At 73.8% G+C, this 16,778-nt stretch carries 17 protein-coding genes; 8 read left to right on the top strand and 9 right to left on the bottom strand.

What is annotated here, in order from left to right; translation table 11 throughout:
* Positions 1-60 precede the first annotated feature (60 nt).
* Positions 61-846, top strand: coding sequence for a CPBP family intramembrane glutamic endopeptidase (locus ACWD4U_RS03475; RefSeq protein WP_363453397.1), 786 nt, complete (start codon positions 61-63; stop codon positions 844-846).
* A gap of 121 nt (positions 847-967) precedes the next feature.
* Positions 968-1,264 carry a hypothetical protein gene (locus ACWD4U_RS03470; RefSeq protein ID WP_363453399.1) on the top strand — a complete coding sequence of 99 codons (297 nt, stop codon included), beginning with the start codon at positions 968-970 and terminating at the stop codon, positions 1,262-1,264.
* A 7-nt stretch (positions 1,265-1,271) separates the two neighbouring features.
* Here the strand turns inward: ACWD4U_RS03470 and ACWD4U_RS03465 are convergent, their stop codons facing one another.
* The 6 genes from ACWD4U_RS03465 to ACWD4U_RS03440 all read right to left on the bottom strand — a co-directional run bounded on the left by ACWD4U_RS03465 (position 1,272) and on the right by ACWD4U_RS03440 (position 6,914).
* Entirely contained in the window at positions 1,272-1,790 is a 519-nt protein-coding gene (locus tag ACWD4U_RS03465; RefSeq protein ID WP_363453401.1) for an HAD domain-containing protein, read from the bottom strand.
* Positions 1,791-1,869: 79 nt separating this feature from the next.
* The gene (locus ACWD4U_RS03460; protein WP_363453403.1) at positions 1,870-3,135 is read right to left on the bottom strand and encodes an MFS transporter; all 1,266 of its coding nucleotides are present in this window, start codon (positions 3,133-3,135) and stop codon (positions 1,870-1,872) included.
* Positions 3,136-3,262: 127 nt separating this feature from the next.
* Positions 3,263-3,955 carry a dienelactone hydrolase family protein gene (locus ACWD4U_RS03455; protein ID WP_363453405.1) on the bottom strand — a complete coding sequence of 231 codons (693 nt, stop codon included), beginning with the start codon at positions 3,953-3,955 and terminating at the stop codon, positions 3,263-3,265.
* Between the two features lie 121 nt (positions 3,956-4,076).
* Positions 4,077-5,438 carry a sugar porter family MFS transporter gene (locus tag ACWD4U_RS03450; RefSeq protein WP_449787086.1) on the bottom strand — a complete coding sequence of 454 codons (1,362 nt, stop codon included), beginning with the start codon at positions 5,436-5,438 and terminating at the stop codon, positions 4,077-4,079.
* Between the two features lie 149 nt (positions 5,439-5,587).
* Complete coding sequence (locus ACWD4U_RS03445; RefSeq protein ID WP_363453407.1) at positions 5,588-6,247, bottom strand: FMN-binding negative transcriptional regulator; 660 nt, start codon at positions 6,245-6,247, stop codon at positions 5,588-5,590.
* Between the two features lie 10 nt (positions 6,248-6,257).
* Positions 6,258-6,914 carry a pyridoxamine 5'-phosphate oxidase family protein gene (locus ACWD4U_RS03440; protein WP_363453409.1) on the bottom strand — a complete coding sequence of 219 codons (657 nt, stop codon included), beginning with the start codon at positions 6,912-6,914 and terminating at the stop codon, positions 6,258-6,260.
* Between the two features lie 34 nt (positions 6,915-6,948).
* Between ACWD4U_RS03440 and ACWD4U_RS03435 the strand changes: the two genes are divergently transcribed.
* Positions 6,949-8,292, top strand: a complete 1,344-nt coding sequence (locus ACWD4U_RS03435; RefSeq protein ID WP_363453411.1) for an aminotransferase class I/II-fold pyridoxal phosphate-dependent enzyme — start codon at positions 6,949-6,951, stop codon at positions 8,290-8,292.
* A 211-nt stretch (positions 8,293-8,503) separates the two neighbouring features.
* On the opposite strand, the gene ACWD4U_RS03430 is transcribed toward ACWD4U_RS03435, so the two are convergent.
* A complete protein-coding gene (locus ACWD4U_RS03430; RefSeq protein WP_363453413.1) occupies positions 8,504-9,862 on the bottom strand; it encodes an NAD(P)/FAD-dependent oxidoreductase in 1,359 nt (452 codons plus the stop codon).
* A gap of 107 nt (positions 9,863-9,969) precedes the next feature.
* Between ACWD4U_RS03430 and ACWD4U_RS03425 the strand changes: the two genes are divergently transcribed.
* The 5 genes from ACWD4U_RS03425 to purB all read left to right on the top strand — a co-directional run bounded on the left by ACWD4U_RS03425 (position 9,970) and on the right by purB (position 14,172).
* On the top strand, positions 9,970-10,725 hold the full coding sequence (locus ACWD4U_RS03425; RefSeq protein ID WP_363453415.1) for a HipA family kinase: 756 nt from the start codon (positions 9,970-9,972) through the stop codon (positions 10,723-10,725).
* Positions 10,725-11,111 (top strand): DUF3037 domain-containing protein, encoded by a 387-nt coding sequence (locus tag ACWD4U_RS03420; protein WP_363453417.1) that lies wholly within the window; start codon positions 10,725-10,727, stop codon positions 11,109-11,111. Before ACWD4U_RS03425 ends, ACWD4U_RS03420 begins: the two co-directional genes overlap by 1 nt.
* 94 nt (positions 11,112-11,205) lie before the next feature.
* The gene (locus ACWD4U_RS03415; RefSeq protein ID WP_363453419.1) at positions 11,206-11,643 is read left to right on the top strand and encodes a MarR family winged helix-turn-helix transcriptional regulator; all 438 of its coding nucleotides are present in this window, start codon (positions 11,206-11,208) and stop codon (positions 11,641-11,643) included.
* Positions 11,644-11,674: 31 nt separating this feature from the next.
* Positions 11,675-12,580, top strand: a complete 906-nt coding sequence (locus ACWD4U_RS03410; protein WP_363453421.1) for a DUF2797 domain-containing protein — start codon at positions 11,675-11,677, stop codon at positions 12,578-12,580.
* 152 nt (positions 12,581-12,732) lie between these two features.
* Positions 12,733-14,172, top strand: coding sequence for an adenylosuccinate lyase (gene purB / locus ACWD4U_RS03405; protein WP_363453423.1), 1,440 nt, complete (start codon positions 12,733-12,735; stop codon positions 14,170-14,172).
* A gap of 69 nt (positions 14,173-14,241) precedes the next feature.
* Here purB and ACWD4U_RS03400 read toward each other — a convergent pair whose 3' ends face one another.
* Positions 14,242-15,753, bottom strand: coding sequence for an MFS transporter (locus ACWD4U_RS03400; protein ID WP_363453425.1), 1,512 nt, complete (start codon positions 15,751-15,753; stop codon positions 14,242-14,244).
* Between the two features lie 101 nt (positions 15,754-15,854).
* Positions 15,855-16,769, bottom strand: coding sequence for an AurF N-oxygenase family protein (locus tag ACWD4U_RS03395; protein WP_363453427.1), 915 nt, complete (start codon positions 16,767-16,769; stop codon positions 15,855-15,857).
* Between the last annotated feature and the right edge of the window lie 9 nt (positions 16,770-16,778).

The raw sequence follows: 16,778 nt of genomic DNA, 5'->3' as shown, positions 1-16,778 counted from the left end.
AGGATGATCGGCCCGGAGACCGCACCGCGCTCCGGGCCGCATCCGCCCTCGGGGAGACCAGTGACCACCGCCTCGACCGAGCCCAGCACCCAGACCCCCACCCGCCGGCTGCTCGGCGCGGAACTGCTGATCGTCCTCGGCCTGTCGCTCGGCGCCAGCGGGGTCGCGGCGCTGATCAGCTTCGCCGGCTCGCTCACCGAACCGCTGGCGCTCGGCAAGCAGGTCGCCACCCTCAACACCTCACGCGCCCCCGGCCGTCCCTGGCTCGACCTCGCCTGGCAGCTCTACTACATCGCCCGCGGCCTGATGCCGGTCGTCCTGGTCGGCTACCTGCTGATCCGCGAGGGCACCTCGCTGCGCGTCCTCGGCTTCGACCTGCGGCACAAGCTCTCCGACCTCGGCCGCGGCGCCCTGGTCGCGGCCGGCATCGGCGGCTCCGGCCTCGCCCTCTACCTGGCCGCGCAGGCGGCCGGCTACAACCTGACGGTCGCCCCCTCCGGACTGCCCGACGTGTGGTGGCGGATCCCGGTGCTGATCGCCTCCGCCTGGCAGAACGCCATCCTCGAAGAGGTCGTCGTCCTCGGCTACCTGCTGCGCCGGCTCGGCCAGTTGAACTGGTCCTGGCCCGCCGCGGTGGCCGCCAGCTCGGTGCTGCGCGGCTCCTACCATCTCTACCAGGGCGTCGGCGGACTGGTCGGCAACATGGTGATGGGCGTGGTCTTCTGCCTGCTCTACCGCCGCTGGGGCCGGGTCGGCCCGCTGGTCGCCGCACACGCCCTGATCGACACCGTGGCGTTCGTCGGCTACGCCCTGCTGGCGGGCCACGTCAGCTGGCTGCCGTCCTGACGCACCGCCGCGAAGCCTGACGCACCGCCGCGAAGCCTGACGCACCGCCCCGAAGCCTGACGCACCGTCAGGCCACGGCTAGGGTGGGGCGCGACACACGCAGGCGGGACGGGAGTCGGGCATGGGAGCGGAGCCGGGCTGGCACGGTGACCGGCTGCGGGCGCGGCGGATCGCGGACGCGCTGCACAAGCTGACCGGCCGGCAGCCCGCGGTCGCCTGGATCCGGGACGGCGGCACCCGGGTCACCGTCCGGGTCGCCGAGCCGCCGGACGCGGCCCGGACCCTGGCGGTGCTGCGGCTGCTCGACCTCGGCGACCGGTTCGGGCACAGCGACAGCGCCCGCTGGGAGCGGCTGTGGGTCGAGGTGTCCGGCGTCCCGGACCCGGCGGCGGCCGTCCGGGACCGACCCGCCCGCTGATCCGGCGTCAGCAGGCCCGGAAGCTGGGGAACGCCCGGGACGGCGGGCGGCGCAGCAGCCGGTCCACGTGCTCGCGGCGCAGGCCCTGCGCGGGGTCGATCGGCAGCAGCAGCCGGTCCGGGCGCAGCAGGCTGCGGCGCACCAGGCGGGGCGGGATGCAGTCGTCCACCCAGGCGAACGGGCGGCCCTCCGCGTGGCGCAGGATCGGCGCCCACTTGCGGGCGGAGAACAGCTCCATCAGCGGCACCCGGGGGTCGCCGGGCCGGGGCACGTAGCCGGTGAAGACCACCACCGGCAGCTGCGGCAGGCCGAGCAGCGGGGCCAGGTGCTCGTTGGCCTGCTCCTCCCAGGTGGTCGCCCACACCAGCTGGTAGTGCTCGTCGAGCTCGCGCAGCCAGTCCCCGTGGCGCGGGGAGAGCAGGACGGAGTAGCCGAGCAGGGTGTGGGTGTCGAACTCCTCGGCGGGGTGCGGGAAGACCGGATTGAGCACCCCGTCGACGTCAAGATACAGAAGCGGCTTGGGCATTCAGGTCCCCCCGGGCGGTGTCCGTGTCATCCGGTAGGACGTGTTCCGGCCGCCGGGGGTTGCCTGCTGTCAGTGGCTGTCACCCGGACGTGGCCGGTTCCGGTTGTGCGGCCGCGGTGTGCGCCCCGGAGGCGGCGGTGCGCTCCAGGGTCCGTACCTCGGGGACCAGCAGCGCGGCTGCCGCCAGCACCAGGGAGATCGCCGCGCACGCCCACAACGCCCCGCTCAGGCCCATCAGTTGGGCGGCCGGGCCGGCCAGGGCGGTGCCCACCGGGAGCAGCGCGAAGGAGCCGAACGAGTCGTAGGCGGAGATCCGGGACAGCAGGTCCTCGGGGATCTCCTGCTGGAGCGTCACCATCCACCCGACCACGAAGACCGTCACGCCGACGCCGGAGAGGAACATCGCCACCACCACCGGGGCGAGCGGCAGCCGCAGGGCCAGCGCGAGCGCCGGCAGGCCGAACAGGAACACCCCCCGGTTGCCGGCCAGCAGCACCCGGCGCGGCTCCCACCGCGCCATCAGCACCCCGCTGGAGACCATGCCGACGCTCAGCGCGGCCATCGCCAGACCCCAGGCCCCCGCGCCGCCCATCCGCTCCTTGGCGACCACCGGCCCGTACACCGCCTCCACCGCCATCGTGCAGGCGTTCATCAGCGAGAACTGCACCACGATCGCCCACAGCCACTGCCGGGAGCGGAACTCCCGCCAGCCGACGCGCAGTTCGTGCACCAGCCCGGGGCGCTCCGGGCCGCGCGCGTCGGCCGCCTCCGGCTCCAGCAGCACCCGCAGCGCCGCCGCCACCGCGAAGCACCCGGCGTCCACCGCCAGCACCCAGCCCGGGCCGACCACCGCGACCAGCGCACCGCCGAGCGCGGCGCCGCCGATCTGGGCGCCGTTCAACGCCATCTTGAAGACCGAGAACGCCTTCGCCGCGTGCTCCGGCGCCACCGCCCGGAGGATCACGCCCTCCGCGGCCGGCGCGTAGAACGCCTGCCCGGCGCCGCCCGCCGCGGACAGCACCACCAGCGCCCACAGGCTCGGCTGCCCGAGCAGCACCAGCGCCGCGAGGGCCGCCTGCGACAGCGCGTTGAACGCGTTCGCGCCGACCATCACCAGGTGCCGCGGCAGCCGGTCCGCGATCGCCCCGCCCACCAACAGCAACGCCACCAACGGCACCGTCCGCGCCGCCGTCACGTACCCCACCTCGGCCGTCCCCCACCCCGCGTTCAACACGGCAAACGCCGTGGCAATCGGCGCAGCGGCATTCCCCAGCCCACTCACCACCGTGGCAGCGGTCTGAATGCGGTAGTTACGGCCGGCCCAAGCCGGAAGGTACGAGTTCACCGCCAGACTATGGCCACGCCACAACCCGTATGTCCACGTCTTTTCGCCCGATCCCCCCCGGATCCGCCGCTCCCGCCGACCGCCGGCACCCGCTGAACCCGCCGCTCCCGCCGGAGGCGGCTGGTGGTCAGCCGAGGTGGCCCCAGAGGAAGGTGAGGGTGCGGCGCCAGGCGATTTCGGCTTGGAGGGGGTCGTAGGTGCTGGGGGTCTTCTCGTCGTTCATGAAGGCGTGGCCGGCCGGGTAGAAGTGGATCTCGGGGCGGCGGTCGGTCGCCTCGCCGATGCGGGTGGCGGCTTCGTCGACGACGGGCAGCGGGAGCGAGCGGTCGGTCTCGCCGTAGTGGCCGAGGACGTGCGCGGTGAGGCCGCGGTAGTCGAAGTCGGGGTCGTCGGGCAGCCCGTAGAAGGGCACCGCGGCGGCGACCCGGTCGCCCTCGCGGGCGGCGAGCCGCAGCGCCAGGCCGCCGCCCATGCAGAACCCGGTCACCCCGATCGCGTCGCCGACCGTCTCGGGCAGCTCCAGCAGGTAGTCGACCGCCGAGGACAGCTCGGCGGCGGCCTGCTTCGCGGGGAGCTCCCGCTTCATCCGGGCGGCCTCCTCGCGGTCGTGGGTGACGGTGCCGCCGTAGAGGTCGGGGGCGAGGGCGACGAAGCCCTCCTCGGCGAGCCGCTCGGTGATCTCGGCGATGTGCCGGGTGAGGCCCCACCATTCCTGGACCACCAGCACGGCGGGGCCGACGCCCTTGGGCGGGAGGGCCAGGTAGCCGTGCACGGTCCGGCTGGGGCCGGGGAAGCTGACGTTCTGCCGGGGACTGGCCATGACCTCTCCGTCGGGGGTGGCCGCGGGCACCGGGGTCGGCCCGTTCGCTTGGCACTCTATTGGCAGTGGGTGGCCGGATCTACGTCCGCCACCCACTGCCTGACACAAGGTCAACTTCTGCTCAGCCCATCTCCTCCAGCGCTTTGCCCTTGGTTTCCTTGATGCAGAACACGACGAACGGAATCGACAGCAGCGCGAAGCAGGCGTAGATGACGTAGGTGGCCGACAGGTTCCAGTCCGAGAGGTCGGGGAAGGTCACGGTGATCGCCCAGTTGGCGATCCACTGCGCGGAGGCGGCGACCGACAGCGCCAGCGCCCGGATCGCGTTGGGGAACATCTCGCCGAGCAGCACCCACACCACCACGCCCCAGGAGAAGGCGAAGCAGAAGACGAAGACGTGCGCGGCGATCAGCGCCACCGTGGCGTAGGCGTCGTCCAGGGTGGCGGTGTCGCCGGTGCCCTGCCGGAAGGAGAACGCCCAGGCGGCCAGCCCGAGCGAGACGGCCATGCCGGCGGAGCCGGCCAGCGCCAGCGGCTTGCGGCCGATCCGGTCCACCAACGCCATCGCGATGACCGTGCCGATCACGTTGACGATCGAGGTGGAGAGGCTGATCAGCAGCGAGTTGGACTCGTTGATGCCGACCGACTGCCACAGGAAGGACGAGTAGTAGAAGATCACGTTGATGCCGACGAACTGCTGGAACACCGAGGCGCCGATGCCGACCCAGACGATCGGCAGCAGCCCGAACCGCCGGCTGGTGAGGTCCTTCAGCCGGGGCTTGTGCGCGGTGTTCAGCACGTGCCGGATCTCCGCGACCCGGGCGTCCAGGTCGACGCCCTCGCCCTCCACCTCGCGCAGCACCGCGCGGGCCTGGTCCTCGCGCCGGTCGGCGATCAGGTAGCGCGGCGACTCCGGGATGGCCAGCGCCATCAGGCCGTACACCAGCGCCGGGACGGTCTCCACGCCGAGCATCCACTGCCAGGCCTGGATGCCGCCGAGCTCGTTGGTCGACTCGCCGCCGGCCGCCTGGTTCAGCGCCCAGTTGGCGAGCTGCGAGACGGTGATGCCGAGCACGATCGCCAGCTGCTGGAAGGAGGCCAGCCGGCCCCGGTACGCGGTCGGCGCGACCTCGGCGATGTACGTCGGCGCGATCACCGAGGCGATGCCGATGGCGATGCCGCCGAGCACGCGCCACATGGCGAGCACCTGGATGGTCGGCGGGAACATCGACCCCAGCCCGCTGACCGCGAACAGCCCTGCGGCCAGCAGCATGGTGCGGACCCGGCCGAAGTGGTCGGCCAGCCAGCCGGCCACCACCGCGCCGGCGGCCGAGCCGAGCAGCGCGATGGCGACCACGAACGCGGTCTCGCCGTTGCCCACCGCGAAGTGCTTCTGGATACCGGTGACCGCGCCGTTGATCACCGCACTGTCGTAGCCGAACAGGAACCCGCCCATCGCGGCGGCGGCGGAGATGAACACCACGTGCCCGAGGTGCTCGTCCCGTCCGGCGGTGTGGGTAGCCAGTGGTCTCTCCCTCGGTCGCAATCCACCCAGTTCGGGTGGATATCGGACTCATTCGACCAGCGCCTACCCTGCGGCGGCCGTCCGACACGCCCGAAGGTGATGAGCGGTCAGTCCGATGACCTGTCAGGCCCGGCCGGACAGCCCGCACGCCGGGCGTTGCGCCGCAGCAGCTGCCCCCGAGCCCCCATGTCCTGCGGCGAGCCGGCCGCCGCATGCCGCTCCGCGAGCCGGTCGGCGATCTCCGCCTGCAGCTCCACCGGCTTCTTGTCGTCGTACTTGAACTTCGCCCGCACCCGACGCACCGTCAGCCGCAGCCCCCGCAGTCCGGTCAGCATCGGTCCGTACGGCTCGGCGCCCGCCACCACCCGGTCCTCGGGCCACTGCGGCTGGAAGTGCGCCAGCTGCCGGTTGAGGATCTCCGCCTTCCCGGCCGGGTCCTCGACCAGCTCGGCCGTGCAGGAGAACTGCACCGAGGCGTAGTAACTGGTCGGCACGTAGGGCTCGCCGCGCCAGCGGCCCGGTGCGAAGGCGTAGTCGTCGGTCACGGCCAGGGTGACGTGCGGGTCGGCGCGCACCGCCGCCAGCAGCGGGTTGGGCGCCGCCAGGTGCAGCAGGATCTCGCCGGCGTCGGCGTCCAGCAGGAAGTGCGTGGGCACCAGCACCGGACCGTCCGGACCGTTGGCGGCGAGCGTGCCGAAGTCCCGCCCGGCCGCCAGCCACGCCCGCCACTCGGCCTCCTCGCCCCGGTCCCAACCGCGGATCAGCATCCGGACCCCCTCAGTTCGCCAGGTAGCCGGGCAGCGCGGCGGTGCTGTGCGGCGAGGCCTCCGGCTCCCCGTACACCGGACGGACCGGCACCACGCCCGCCCAGTACGGCAGTTCGAGGTCCTCGGGCTCGTCGTTCACCCCGCCGACCCGGCTCTTCGCCGACACCTCGTCCAGGTCGAGCCGGATCACCGCGGTCGCGGCCAGCTCCTTGGCGTTGCCCGGCCGGCAGTCCGCGGCCCGGCCCGGCACGACCTGCTCGACGATCGCGTCCAACGCGATCCGCAGCTCCTCCGGGTCGGTGACCTGCCGGGCGACGCCGTGCGCCACCACCGAGCGGTAGTTGACGGAGTGGTTGAACGCCGACTTCGCCAGCACCAGCCCGTCCAGGTGGGTCACCGTCACGCAGACCGGCAGCCCCTGCTCGTCCCGCGCCCCGCGCAGCGGACGGCTGCCCGTGGAGCCGTGGACGTACAGCCGCTCGCCGACCCGCGCGTACAGCGTGGGCAGCACCACCGGCGCGCCGTCCCGGACGAAGCCCAGGTGGCACAGGTACCCGGCGTCCAGGATCGCGTGCACCGCGTCCTTGTCCCAGGCGGCCCGCTCCTTGTCCCGGGTCGGAGTGGTGCGAGAGTTGCTGGCGTACGACTCGCCGGGCGTGATCGACATGACAACCTCTATGTACTAGTGCATAATCTCTTTTGTGCTAGGAGAGTATCGGATCACGGGTCGGCGTGCCAACGAGATTGCCGCCGACATCGAGCAGGCCGTCGCCGACGGCGCCCTCGCCCCCGGCGCCGCGCTGCCACCGCTGCGCGACCTGGCCGGCGAACTCGGCGTCAACCCCAACACCGTCGCCGCCGCCTACCGCCTGCTGCGCGAACGCGGCGTCATCGAGACCGCCGGCCGCCGCGGCAGCCGCGTTCGCCCCAGACCCGTCACCACCCCCCGCGACCAGGCCCGGCTCCCCGTCCCGCCCGGCGGCCGCGACCTCTCCGACGGCAACCCCGACCCCGCGCTGCTCCCACCGCTCGGCCCGGCCCTCGCCGCCGCCGCGACCGGCCCCACCGTCCTGTACGGCCACCCCGTCGCCGACCCCGAACTCCTCGCCGACGCCCGCGCCGAGTTCGCCGCAGACGGCGCCCCGGACGGTGAACTCGCCGTCTGCTCAGGCGCGTTGGACACCATCGCGCGGGTGCTCTCGGCCACCCTGCGGCCCGGCGACACGGTCGCCGTCGAGGACCCGGGCTGGGGCAGCCTGCTCGACCTGCTCCCCGCGCTCGGCCTGCGCACCGCCCCCGTCGAACTCGACGACGAGGGCCCGCGCCCCGGGTCCGTCGCCGCCGCGCTCGCCGCCGGCGCCCGCGCGCTGATCGTCACCAGCCGCGCCCAGAACCCCACCGGCGCCGCCCTCACCGCCGACCGCGCCGCCGCCCTGCGCACCGTCCTCGCCGCCCACCCCGGTACCGTCCTGGTCGAGGACGACCACGGTCACGGCATGGTCGACCAGCCCTTCCAGTCGCTCGCCGCCGACGGTCGCGGCGGCACCACCGTCCGGCAGTGGGTGCTGGTGCGCTCCGCCGCGAAGGCCCTCGGCCCCGACCTGCGCGTCGCCGTCGCGCTCGGCGACGCCGAGACCATCGCCCGGGTCCTGGGCCGCCAGCGCCTGGACGCCGGCTGGGTCAGCCACCTCCTGCAACGCGCCGTCCTGCACCTGCGGCGCAGCGAGGCCGCCCCCGCGAGTCGGCTGGCCGCCACCTACCGCGTCCGCCGCGAGGCCCTCCTCGCCGCACTCGCCGCCCACCACATCCCCGCCCACGGCGCCAGCGGCCTCAACGTCTGGGTCCCCGTCGCCGACGAGACCGCCACCACCGCCGCCCTCCTCCAACGCGGCTGGGTCCCCGCCCCCGGCGCCCGCTTCCGCCTCACCTCCCCACCCGGCATCCGCCTCACCATCTCCACCCTCACCCCCACCGAAGCCACCACCCTCGCCACCGACCTCGCCACCATCCTCACCGGCTCCCCCCACGCCTCCCGCCTCACCTGACCCCACCACCAAACGCTGGCGGCGGGCCGTGCCGGGTGCCCGACCTCACCAGGTCCCCGCACTGCCCGTCCGACCCGAAACCGCTGCCGGCCGCATGCGGGCGGGGGCCTTTGCCTGAACCGTTGCCCTCTCGGCCTGCCGGACCCTGCCCGGCGCAGCGCATGCGGAAGCCCCCGGCCGGGTGGGCTGGGGGCTTCGGTGGGGGCGGGTGTCAGCCCTTGGCGAGGAGGGCTTGGGCGTGTTCGCGGACCTGGTCGCGGGTGAGGTAGGCGTCGGTGTACTCGAAGTCGCGGAGGCGGGCGGGCTGGCGGGCCAGGAAGCCGGTGCGGACGAAGTCGTCGCCGGCGGTGGCGTTGAGCAGCCAGTTGGCCGCCGTGCGGTACTTCGCGGCGTTGGTCCGCATCGCCATCACGTGGTAGCCGCGAGCCACCAACTGGGCCGGTACACCGTGCAGTTCGATGCCGAGCGGCTTGGAGACCGCGTCCTTGCCTCCGAGGTCGACGACCAGGCCGAGGTCCTTGTGGTAGTACGGCTGGAGCGGCTGGTTGCGCAGTGCGGCGACCAGGTTGTCGGCGACCTTGCGACCCTGCCGGGCGGAGTGCTGGGCGGTGGGCGGGCAGACCGCGCCGTCGCCCTTGGCGAGGTCGGGGACGGCGGCGGCGTCACCGAGCGCGAAGACGGACTCGAACTGCGGCACCCGCATCTCCGCGGTGACGGCGAGCCGCCCGCGCACGGTCTCCGCGTCCAGGGTGCCGACCAGCGGGGAGGCGGTCACGCCGGCGGTCCAGATCAGGGTGCGGCAGGGCAGGCTGCGGCCGTCGGTGAACTTGACGGTCTCCGCGCCGACCTCGGCGACCGACACCCCGAGCGACACGTCGACGCCGCGGCCACGGAGGATCTCCAGCGCGGTCTGGCCGAGCTTGTCGCCGAGTTCGGGCATCAGCTTCGGCGCGATGTCGATCAGGTGCCACTTGATCAGCTGCGGGTCCAGCCGCGGGTAGCGGCGCGAGGCGGCGGTGGTCAGCCGCTGCAGGCAGGCCGCGGTCTCGGTGCCCGCGTAGCCGCCGCCGACCACCACGAACTGCAGCCGGGAGGCGCGCTCGCGCTCGTCCATCGAGGCGGAGGCCAGGTCGAGTTGGGCGATCACGTGGTCGCGGATGTAGGTCGCCTCGGCGAGGGTCTTCATGCCGCGCGCGTAGTCCGGCAGGCCGGGGATGTCGAAGGTGCGGGTGATGCTGCCCGGTGCCAGCACCAGGTAGTCGTACTTCTCCGCGACCACCTCGTCGGTGATCTTGCGGACCACCGCCACCTTCGACCGCGGATCGATGCCGATCGCCCCGCCCGGCACGATGTGCGTGCGGCGCAGGGTGCGGCGCAGCGAGATCGCCACCGACTGCGGGGTCAGCACGCCGGCCGCGACGTGCGGCAGCAGCGGCAGGTACAGCTGGTAACTGAACGGCGTGACCAGGGAGATCTCCGCCTCGGAGGGTGCGAGCTTGCGCTCCAGTCGGCGCGCGCACTCGAGTCCGGCGAAGCCGCCGCCGACGATCAGGATCCGAGGTCGTTCCATCTTCATCCCCTACTGTTTGCAGGTCCGTGAGTAGCAAGGACGACTGCTCGCCACACTCGCACGGGGTAACGGCGGGTGCATCTCCAAGCGACCGATAGGCTGTCCGGATGCTCTCCGAGGTGACGGCCGTCCGCTATGCGACGCCGCTGCGCGAAGGCGGATCGATGCCGGGCCTGATCGAGGCCGAGGACCGCCGCCTGTACGTACTGAAGTGGGTCGGCGCCGCCCAGGGCCGCAAGGCGCTGGTGGCCGAGGTGCTGGCGGGGGAGCTCGGCCGCGGGCTGGGCCTGCCGGTGCCCGAGCTGGTGGTGGTCGACCTGGACCCGGTGCTGGCGCGCAGCGAGCCCGAGGTGCAGATCCAGGACCAGATGCGGGCCAGCGGCGGTGCCAACCTCGGCATGGCGTACGTCTCCGGGGCGCTGAACTTCGATCCGCTCTGCTTCGAGGTGGACCCGCTCTTCGCCGCGCGGGTGCTCTGGTTCGACGCGCTGGTCGGCAACGTCGACCGGTCCTGGCGCAACCCCAACCTGCTGGTCGCGGCCGGCGGGCTGCGGCTGATCGACCACGGCGCCAGCCTGATCTTCCACCACCACTGGGCCGGCGCGGAGAGCTGGCGGCGCCGGCCCTACGACGCCTCCGACCACGCGCTGCGGCACGCCGCGGTGCACCTCGCGGAGGTCGACGCGGAGCTCGCCGACCTGGCCGCGGCCGCGCTGCCCGCGGCGGTGGCGGCGATCCCCGAGGTGTGGCTGGCCGAGGAGCCCGGCTTCGCCGGGCCCGACGAGGTGCGCGCGGCGTACACCGCGCAGCTGACCGCCCGGCTGGCCGGGCCGCGCGACTGGCTTCCGGAGGTGGCGGGTTGATGGACGGGTCGTGGCGGGACTACGAGTACGCGCTGATCCGGGCGGTGCCCAGGGTGGAGCGCGGGGAGTTCGTCAACGTCGGGGTGCTGCTGTACTGCCGGCACGCCGGGTTCCTCGGCGCCCGCACGCACCTCGACCAGGGGCGGCTGCTGGCGCTCGACGCGGTGGCGGACGTCTCCGGGGTGCGGCGGGCGCTGCGCGGCATCGAGGCGGTGTGCCGGGGCGGCGAGGCGGCCGGGCCGGCGGCGGGCGACAGTGCGGGGCAGCGGTTCCGCTGGCTGACCGCGCCGCGCAGCGCGGTGGTCCAGCCGAGCCCGGTGCACACCGGGCTGACGGCCGACCCGGAGGCCGAGCTGCACCACCTGTTCGACCGGCTGGTGCTCTGAGCGGCCCGCCTGCGCACCGTGCGCACCGGATCCGCGCAACTACTTGCCGGACTCAATACTGGAGGCCCTGAAACGATCGGCGTACCCTGACGCCATGGGCACCACAGGCACCAGCTCCGCACCCTCCACCGCCGAGCTCATGGAGGCGGTCGCGGCCGTCGGCGCGGCCTACTTCCACGACTTCGCCGCCGCCGCGGCCCGGCACGGGCTGAACTCCTCCCAGGCCAAGGCGCTGAAGGCGGTTCAGGAGCCCGTCCCGATGCGGGCGCTGGCCGGCCGGCTCGGCTGCGACGCCTCCAACGTCACAGGCATCGTCGACCGCCTGGAGACCCTCGGCCTCGCCCACCGGGAAGCCGCCGCCGCCGACCGCCGGGTCAAGATCGTCACCATCACCGAGCAGGGCCGCACCGTGCTCGCCCGCATCCGCGACGACATGACCCGCGCCCGCCAGGCCTTCGAGAGCCTCGACGAGGAGCAGCGCACCACCCTCGCCCGGCTCTGCGCCCAGGTCCTGCCGCTGCTCAGCCCCTGACCCTGTCGGCGGCGTGGTCTACGCTCGCCGGATGCACCAGGGGAGTGGATGGACCGCCACCGGACTGCGCTGGCACGACGGCCGGCCGGAGCTGACCGCCACCGACGGCCGGCGCACCCACGCCCGACCGGTCACCGACGGACTGCCCGTCGCCTGGCGGATCACCGGCCCGCGCCGCTGCGCCGGCATCCGCACCGCCCGCGGCCACCGGTCCTGCCCGTACCGCGAGAGCATCGACCCCGAGGGCGCCGCCACCCAGTGCCCGGCCTGTCAGGGCGCCGACCGGGGGCTCCAGTTGGCCCGCGACCAGATCCTCGACGACGGCCGCGACTACCGGCTCTACCTCGCCTGGTTCGGCCCCGGACTGCGCAAGGTCGGCCTCACCGCCGCCGAACGCGGCACCGGCCGCCTGCTCGAACAGGCCGCACTCACCTGGACGTTCCTCGCCGAAGGCCGGCTGCCCGCCGTCCGGCGCGCCGAACTCACCGTCGCCCAGGCCGGACTGGCCCGCGAACGGATCCCCGCCGCCGCCAAGTACCCCGCCTGGTGGGACCTCCCGCCCGCCGACCGCCGCCACCGCGAACTCGCCGAGCTGCGCACCGCCGCGCTCGCCCTGCTGGCCGGCCACGACCTGCGCCTGCTGCCCGACCACGCCGTCACCGACCAGGTCGAGCTGTACGGTCTGGACGCCGGCGCACCCGAGGAGTACCGGCAGGTCAAGGCGCTCGCCGACGGCGCCCGGCTGGCCGGCCGGCTGCGCCGACCGATCGGCGGGCACCTCTTCCTCGACCCGCCGCACGGCGCCCCGCTGCTGCTCGACACCCGCCTGCTCAGCGGCTGGACCCTGCACGGCGACACCGCCGCCGACTGCACCGGCCTCGCCCTGCTGCCCCGGTCCCGCCCGGCCCCGCCCGCCGAGCAGGACGCGCTGTTCTGAGCCCCGGGTTTCCGAGCCCCGGCCGACCGCTCAGCCCTGGTGCCCCTGGCGGGACCCCAGCCCGCCCCCGCACCCGGAACCACCGGGTTTTCGCCGCGCCGGACCGGCAGCACCGGACGCGCTGCGTTCGCGTCTGACCTCGACTGTTAGGCTTGCCAAGCGTGAGCGCGAAGCCCAAGATCCCCAATGTCCTGGCCTCCCGGTACGCCTCGGCGACCCTGGCCCAGCTGTGGTCCCCCGAGCACAAGGTGGTCCTCGAGCGCCAGCTGTGGCTGGCCGTCCTCAAGGCGCAGCAGGACCTCGGCATCGAGGTGCCGCCGACCGCCGTCGCCGACTACGAGCGGGTGATCGACCAGGTCGACCTGGCGTCCATCGCCGCCCGCGAGAAGGTCACCCGGCACGACGTGAAGGCCCGGATCGAGGAGTTCAGCGAGCTCGCCGGGCACGAGCAGATCCACAAGGGCATGACCTCGCGCGACCTCACCGAGAACGTCGAGCAGCTGCAGATCCTGCAGTCGCTGGAGCTGGTCCGGGACCGCACCGTCGCCGTGCTGGTCCGCCTCGGCCGGCTCGCCGCGCAGTACGGCGAGCTGGTGATGGCCGGCCGTTCGCACAACGTCGCCGCCCAGGCCACCACCCTCGGCAAGCGGTTCGCCACCGCCGCGGACGAGGTGCTGGTCGCCTACACGCGGCTCGAGGAACTGATCGCCCGCTACCCGTTGCGCGGCATCAAGGGCCCGGTCGGCACCGCCCAGGACATGCTCGACCTGCTCGGCGGCGACGCCGACAAGCTCGCCGACCTGGAGCAGCGGGTCGCCGCGCACCTCGGCTTCGAGAACGTCTTCACCTCGGTCGGCCAGGTCTACCCGCGCTCGCTCGACTACGACGTGGTCTCCACCCTGGTCCAGCTCGCCGCCGGCCCGTCCAGCCTGGCCAAGACCATCCGCCTGATGGCCGGCATCGAGCTGGTCACCGAGGGCTTCAAGGCCGGCCAGGTCGGCTCCTCGGCGATGCCGCACAAGATGAACACCCGCTCCTGCGAGCGCGTCAACGGCCTCGCGGTGATCCTGCGCGGCTACGCCTCGATGACCGCCGAACTCGCCGGCGACCAGTGGAACGAGGGCGACGTCTCCTGCTCCGTGGTGCGCCGCGTCGCGCTGCCGGACGCGTTCTTCGCCTTCGACGGCCTGCTGGAGACCTTCCTCACCGTGCTCGACGAGTTCGGCGCCTTCCCCGCCGTGATCGAGGCCGAGCTCGACCGCTACCTGCCGTTCCTGGCCACCACCAAGGTCCTGATGGCCGCGGTGCGGGCCGGCGTCGGCCGGGAGACCGCGCACGAGGTCATCAAGGAGCACGCGGTGGCCTCCGCGCTCGCCATGCGCGAGGGCGCCCGCGAGAACGCGCTGCTGGACCGCCTCGCCGCCGACGACCGCATCCCGCTGGACCGCCCCGCCCTCGACGCCCTGCTCGCCGACCGCCTCTCCTTCACCGGAGCCGCCGCCGCCCAGGTCGCCGAGATCGTCCGCCGCGTCGAAGCCGTCGCCGCCACCCACCCCGAGGCCGCCAAGTACGCCCCGGGTGACATCCTCTGACCCACCGTCAGCCCTGCTCGGCCCCGGAAGGCACCCCGCCTCCCGGGGCCGAGTGCCGTCTCCGGGCCGTCAGGTCGGGGAGCCCGCGCGGCCCGGGGCGCTGTCGTCGGGGTGAATGGGGGGAGTGGTGGGGGCGCAGTACCAGTCGCAGTCGGGTTCGGCGACGGGGTGGGCGGGCTTGAGGGCGTCGGAGCGGATGAGGGTGAACGCGAGGAGGGCGCCGGCGGTCAGGAGGCCGGCGCAGATCAGCATGGCGGTGTGGAAGGCGGTGTTGACCTCGGCCGGGATCCGGTAGGCGTCGCCGCTCAGGCCCGCCAGCGGGGGGATCGCGGCGACCGCGAACAGGCCGGCCGCGCGGGCGGCGGCGTTGTTGACGCCGGACGCGATGCCCGCCCGGCTGACGTCCACCGCGGCCAGCACGGTCGCGGTCAGCGGGGCGACCAGCAGGGTCATGCCGGCGCCCTGCACGGTCACCGCGGGCAGCACGTCCGTCCAGTAGTCGGCGTCCGGGCCGATCCGGAGCATCAGCAGGACGCCCGCCGCGACCAGCAGGGGCCCCACGGTGAGCGGCAGCCGCGGCCCGACCGCGCGGCCGAACTGGCCCGCGCGCCCCGAGAACAGCAGCATCAGCACGGTGATCGGCACCAGCGCCAGACCCGAGATCAGCGGGGTGAAGCCCGAGACGATCTGCAGCTGCACCGTGAGCAGCAGGAAGACCCCGCTGAACGCGCCGTACACGCAGAGCGTGACCAGGTTGACGGAGGTGAACAGCCGCGAGTGGAACAGGCTCAGCGGCAGCATCGGGTTGGGCGAGCGGTGCTCGACGACCACGAAGGCGACGGACAGGGCCACGCCCGCGACGCCGGCGACGATCGCGCCCGGGGTGAGGCCCGAGCCGGCCTCGGTCAGCGCGTAGGTGAGCCCGGCCAGGGCGAGCGCCGCCAGCACCGCGCCCAGGACGTCGAAGCGGCCGTGCGCGACCGGGTCTCGGCTCTCCGGGACGTGACGGGTCGTCACCGCCACCACCGCGGCCGCGACCGGCAGGTTCAGCAGGAAGATCCAGCGCCAGCCCGGCCCGTCCACCAGCCACCCGCCGAGGAACGGGCCGATGGCCGCCGCGACGCCGCCGAGGCCGGACCACGCGCCCACCGCGCCCGCGCGGTCGTCCTCGTGGAACACCGCCTGCAGCATCGCCAGCGAACCCGGCGTCAGCAGCGCCCCGCCGATGCCCTGCAGGGCCCGCGCGAGGATCAGCACTCCCACGGTGGGCGCGGCCGCGCAGATCGCCGACGCGACGGCGAACCAGCACACGCCGATCAGGAAGACGCGGCGCCGGCCGTAGCGGTCGCCGAGAGATCCTCCGAGCAGGATCAGGGCGGCGAGCGTCAGCATGTAGGCGTTCACCGTCCACTGCAGCGCGGCGAGGCTGGCGCCAAGGTCCTCGCCGATCCGCGGCAGCGCGACGTTCACCACCGTCCCGTCCAGCATCGCCATGCCGGACCCCAGCGCCGTCGCCGCCACCACCCAGCGCCCACGCGCCGTCCCCAACCGGATCCCGCCGGCCTCACCCGCGTTGCTCACACCCTGATCCTCCGCCATCACGAGGAGATGGGCCACCAACGGCACGCGGACGCCCTGCGGGCGGGCAGAAGACGGGCGGATGCCCTGCGGGGGCGGGGGTGTCAGGGGAGGAGGGAGGCGCGGCGCCAGGGGTGGGTGGTGGTGGGGGTGAGGATGCCGAGGTCGGTGAAGAAGTCGAGGGCTTTGCGGGCCCAGTCGATGCGGGCCTGTTGCCAGTGGGGGTTGGTCGCGGCGGCGCGGCGCGCCTCCGTGGGGTCGAGGCCGGCGAGGGCGTAGACGCGGGGGTGGATGAGTTCGGCGACAGACTGGCGGGCGAGGTCGGCGAGGGCCCGGCGGAAGAGGGCGCGGCGGGCGGGGGTCATCCGCGACCAGCGGCGTTCGAGTTCGGGCTTGGCGTAGCCGATGTGGCGGGCCTCCTCGACGACGTGGATGCGGGCGACGGCGCGGGCCAGCGGCTGCAGGCTCTCGTCGCGGATCATCTCCCGCTGCATCGCGTCGGTGAACTCCTCGACGAAGATCGCCCCGGCGAAGGTCATGGTGGTGTCGTTGAGGAACATGTGCAGCCGGCCGAGCCGGTCGGCGCGCCGGGTGGGGCGGGCGGACGGGTACCCGGTGGCGGTGATGTAGCGGGCGAACATCGTGGAGTGCCGGCACTCGTCGGCGACCTCGGTGAGCGCGTACTGGGCGTGCCGGGTGGTGAGGTCGCCGGCGTAGACGTGCCGGACCAGGCCCTGCATCAGGAGCAGTTCGAACCAGATGCCGGCCGCCGTGGTGGAGGCGAACTGATGGACGCTCAGCTGCGCCCGCTGCCGGGTGTCGAGGCGCTCCCACAGGGGGGTGCCGTAGAGGGAGACCCGGTGTTCGGGGAGGGCGAAGTGCTCGGGGTCGAGCGGGGCGTCCCAGTCGATCTCGGTGAGCGGGTCGTACGAGTGCCTGGCGGAGGCCCGCAGCAGGCGGGCGGCGTTGAGCTCGCGATCGGCGTTGCGCTGCTGGGCGAGGGTGGGGGCGTCGGGCATCGGCGGGCT

The sequence above is a fragment of the Kitasatospora sp. NPDC002522 genome, assembly GCF_053595195.1.
The sequence above is the reverse complement of the archived record's forward strand: the minus strand, read 5'-3'. Positions and strand labels throughout refer to the sequence as shown.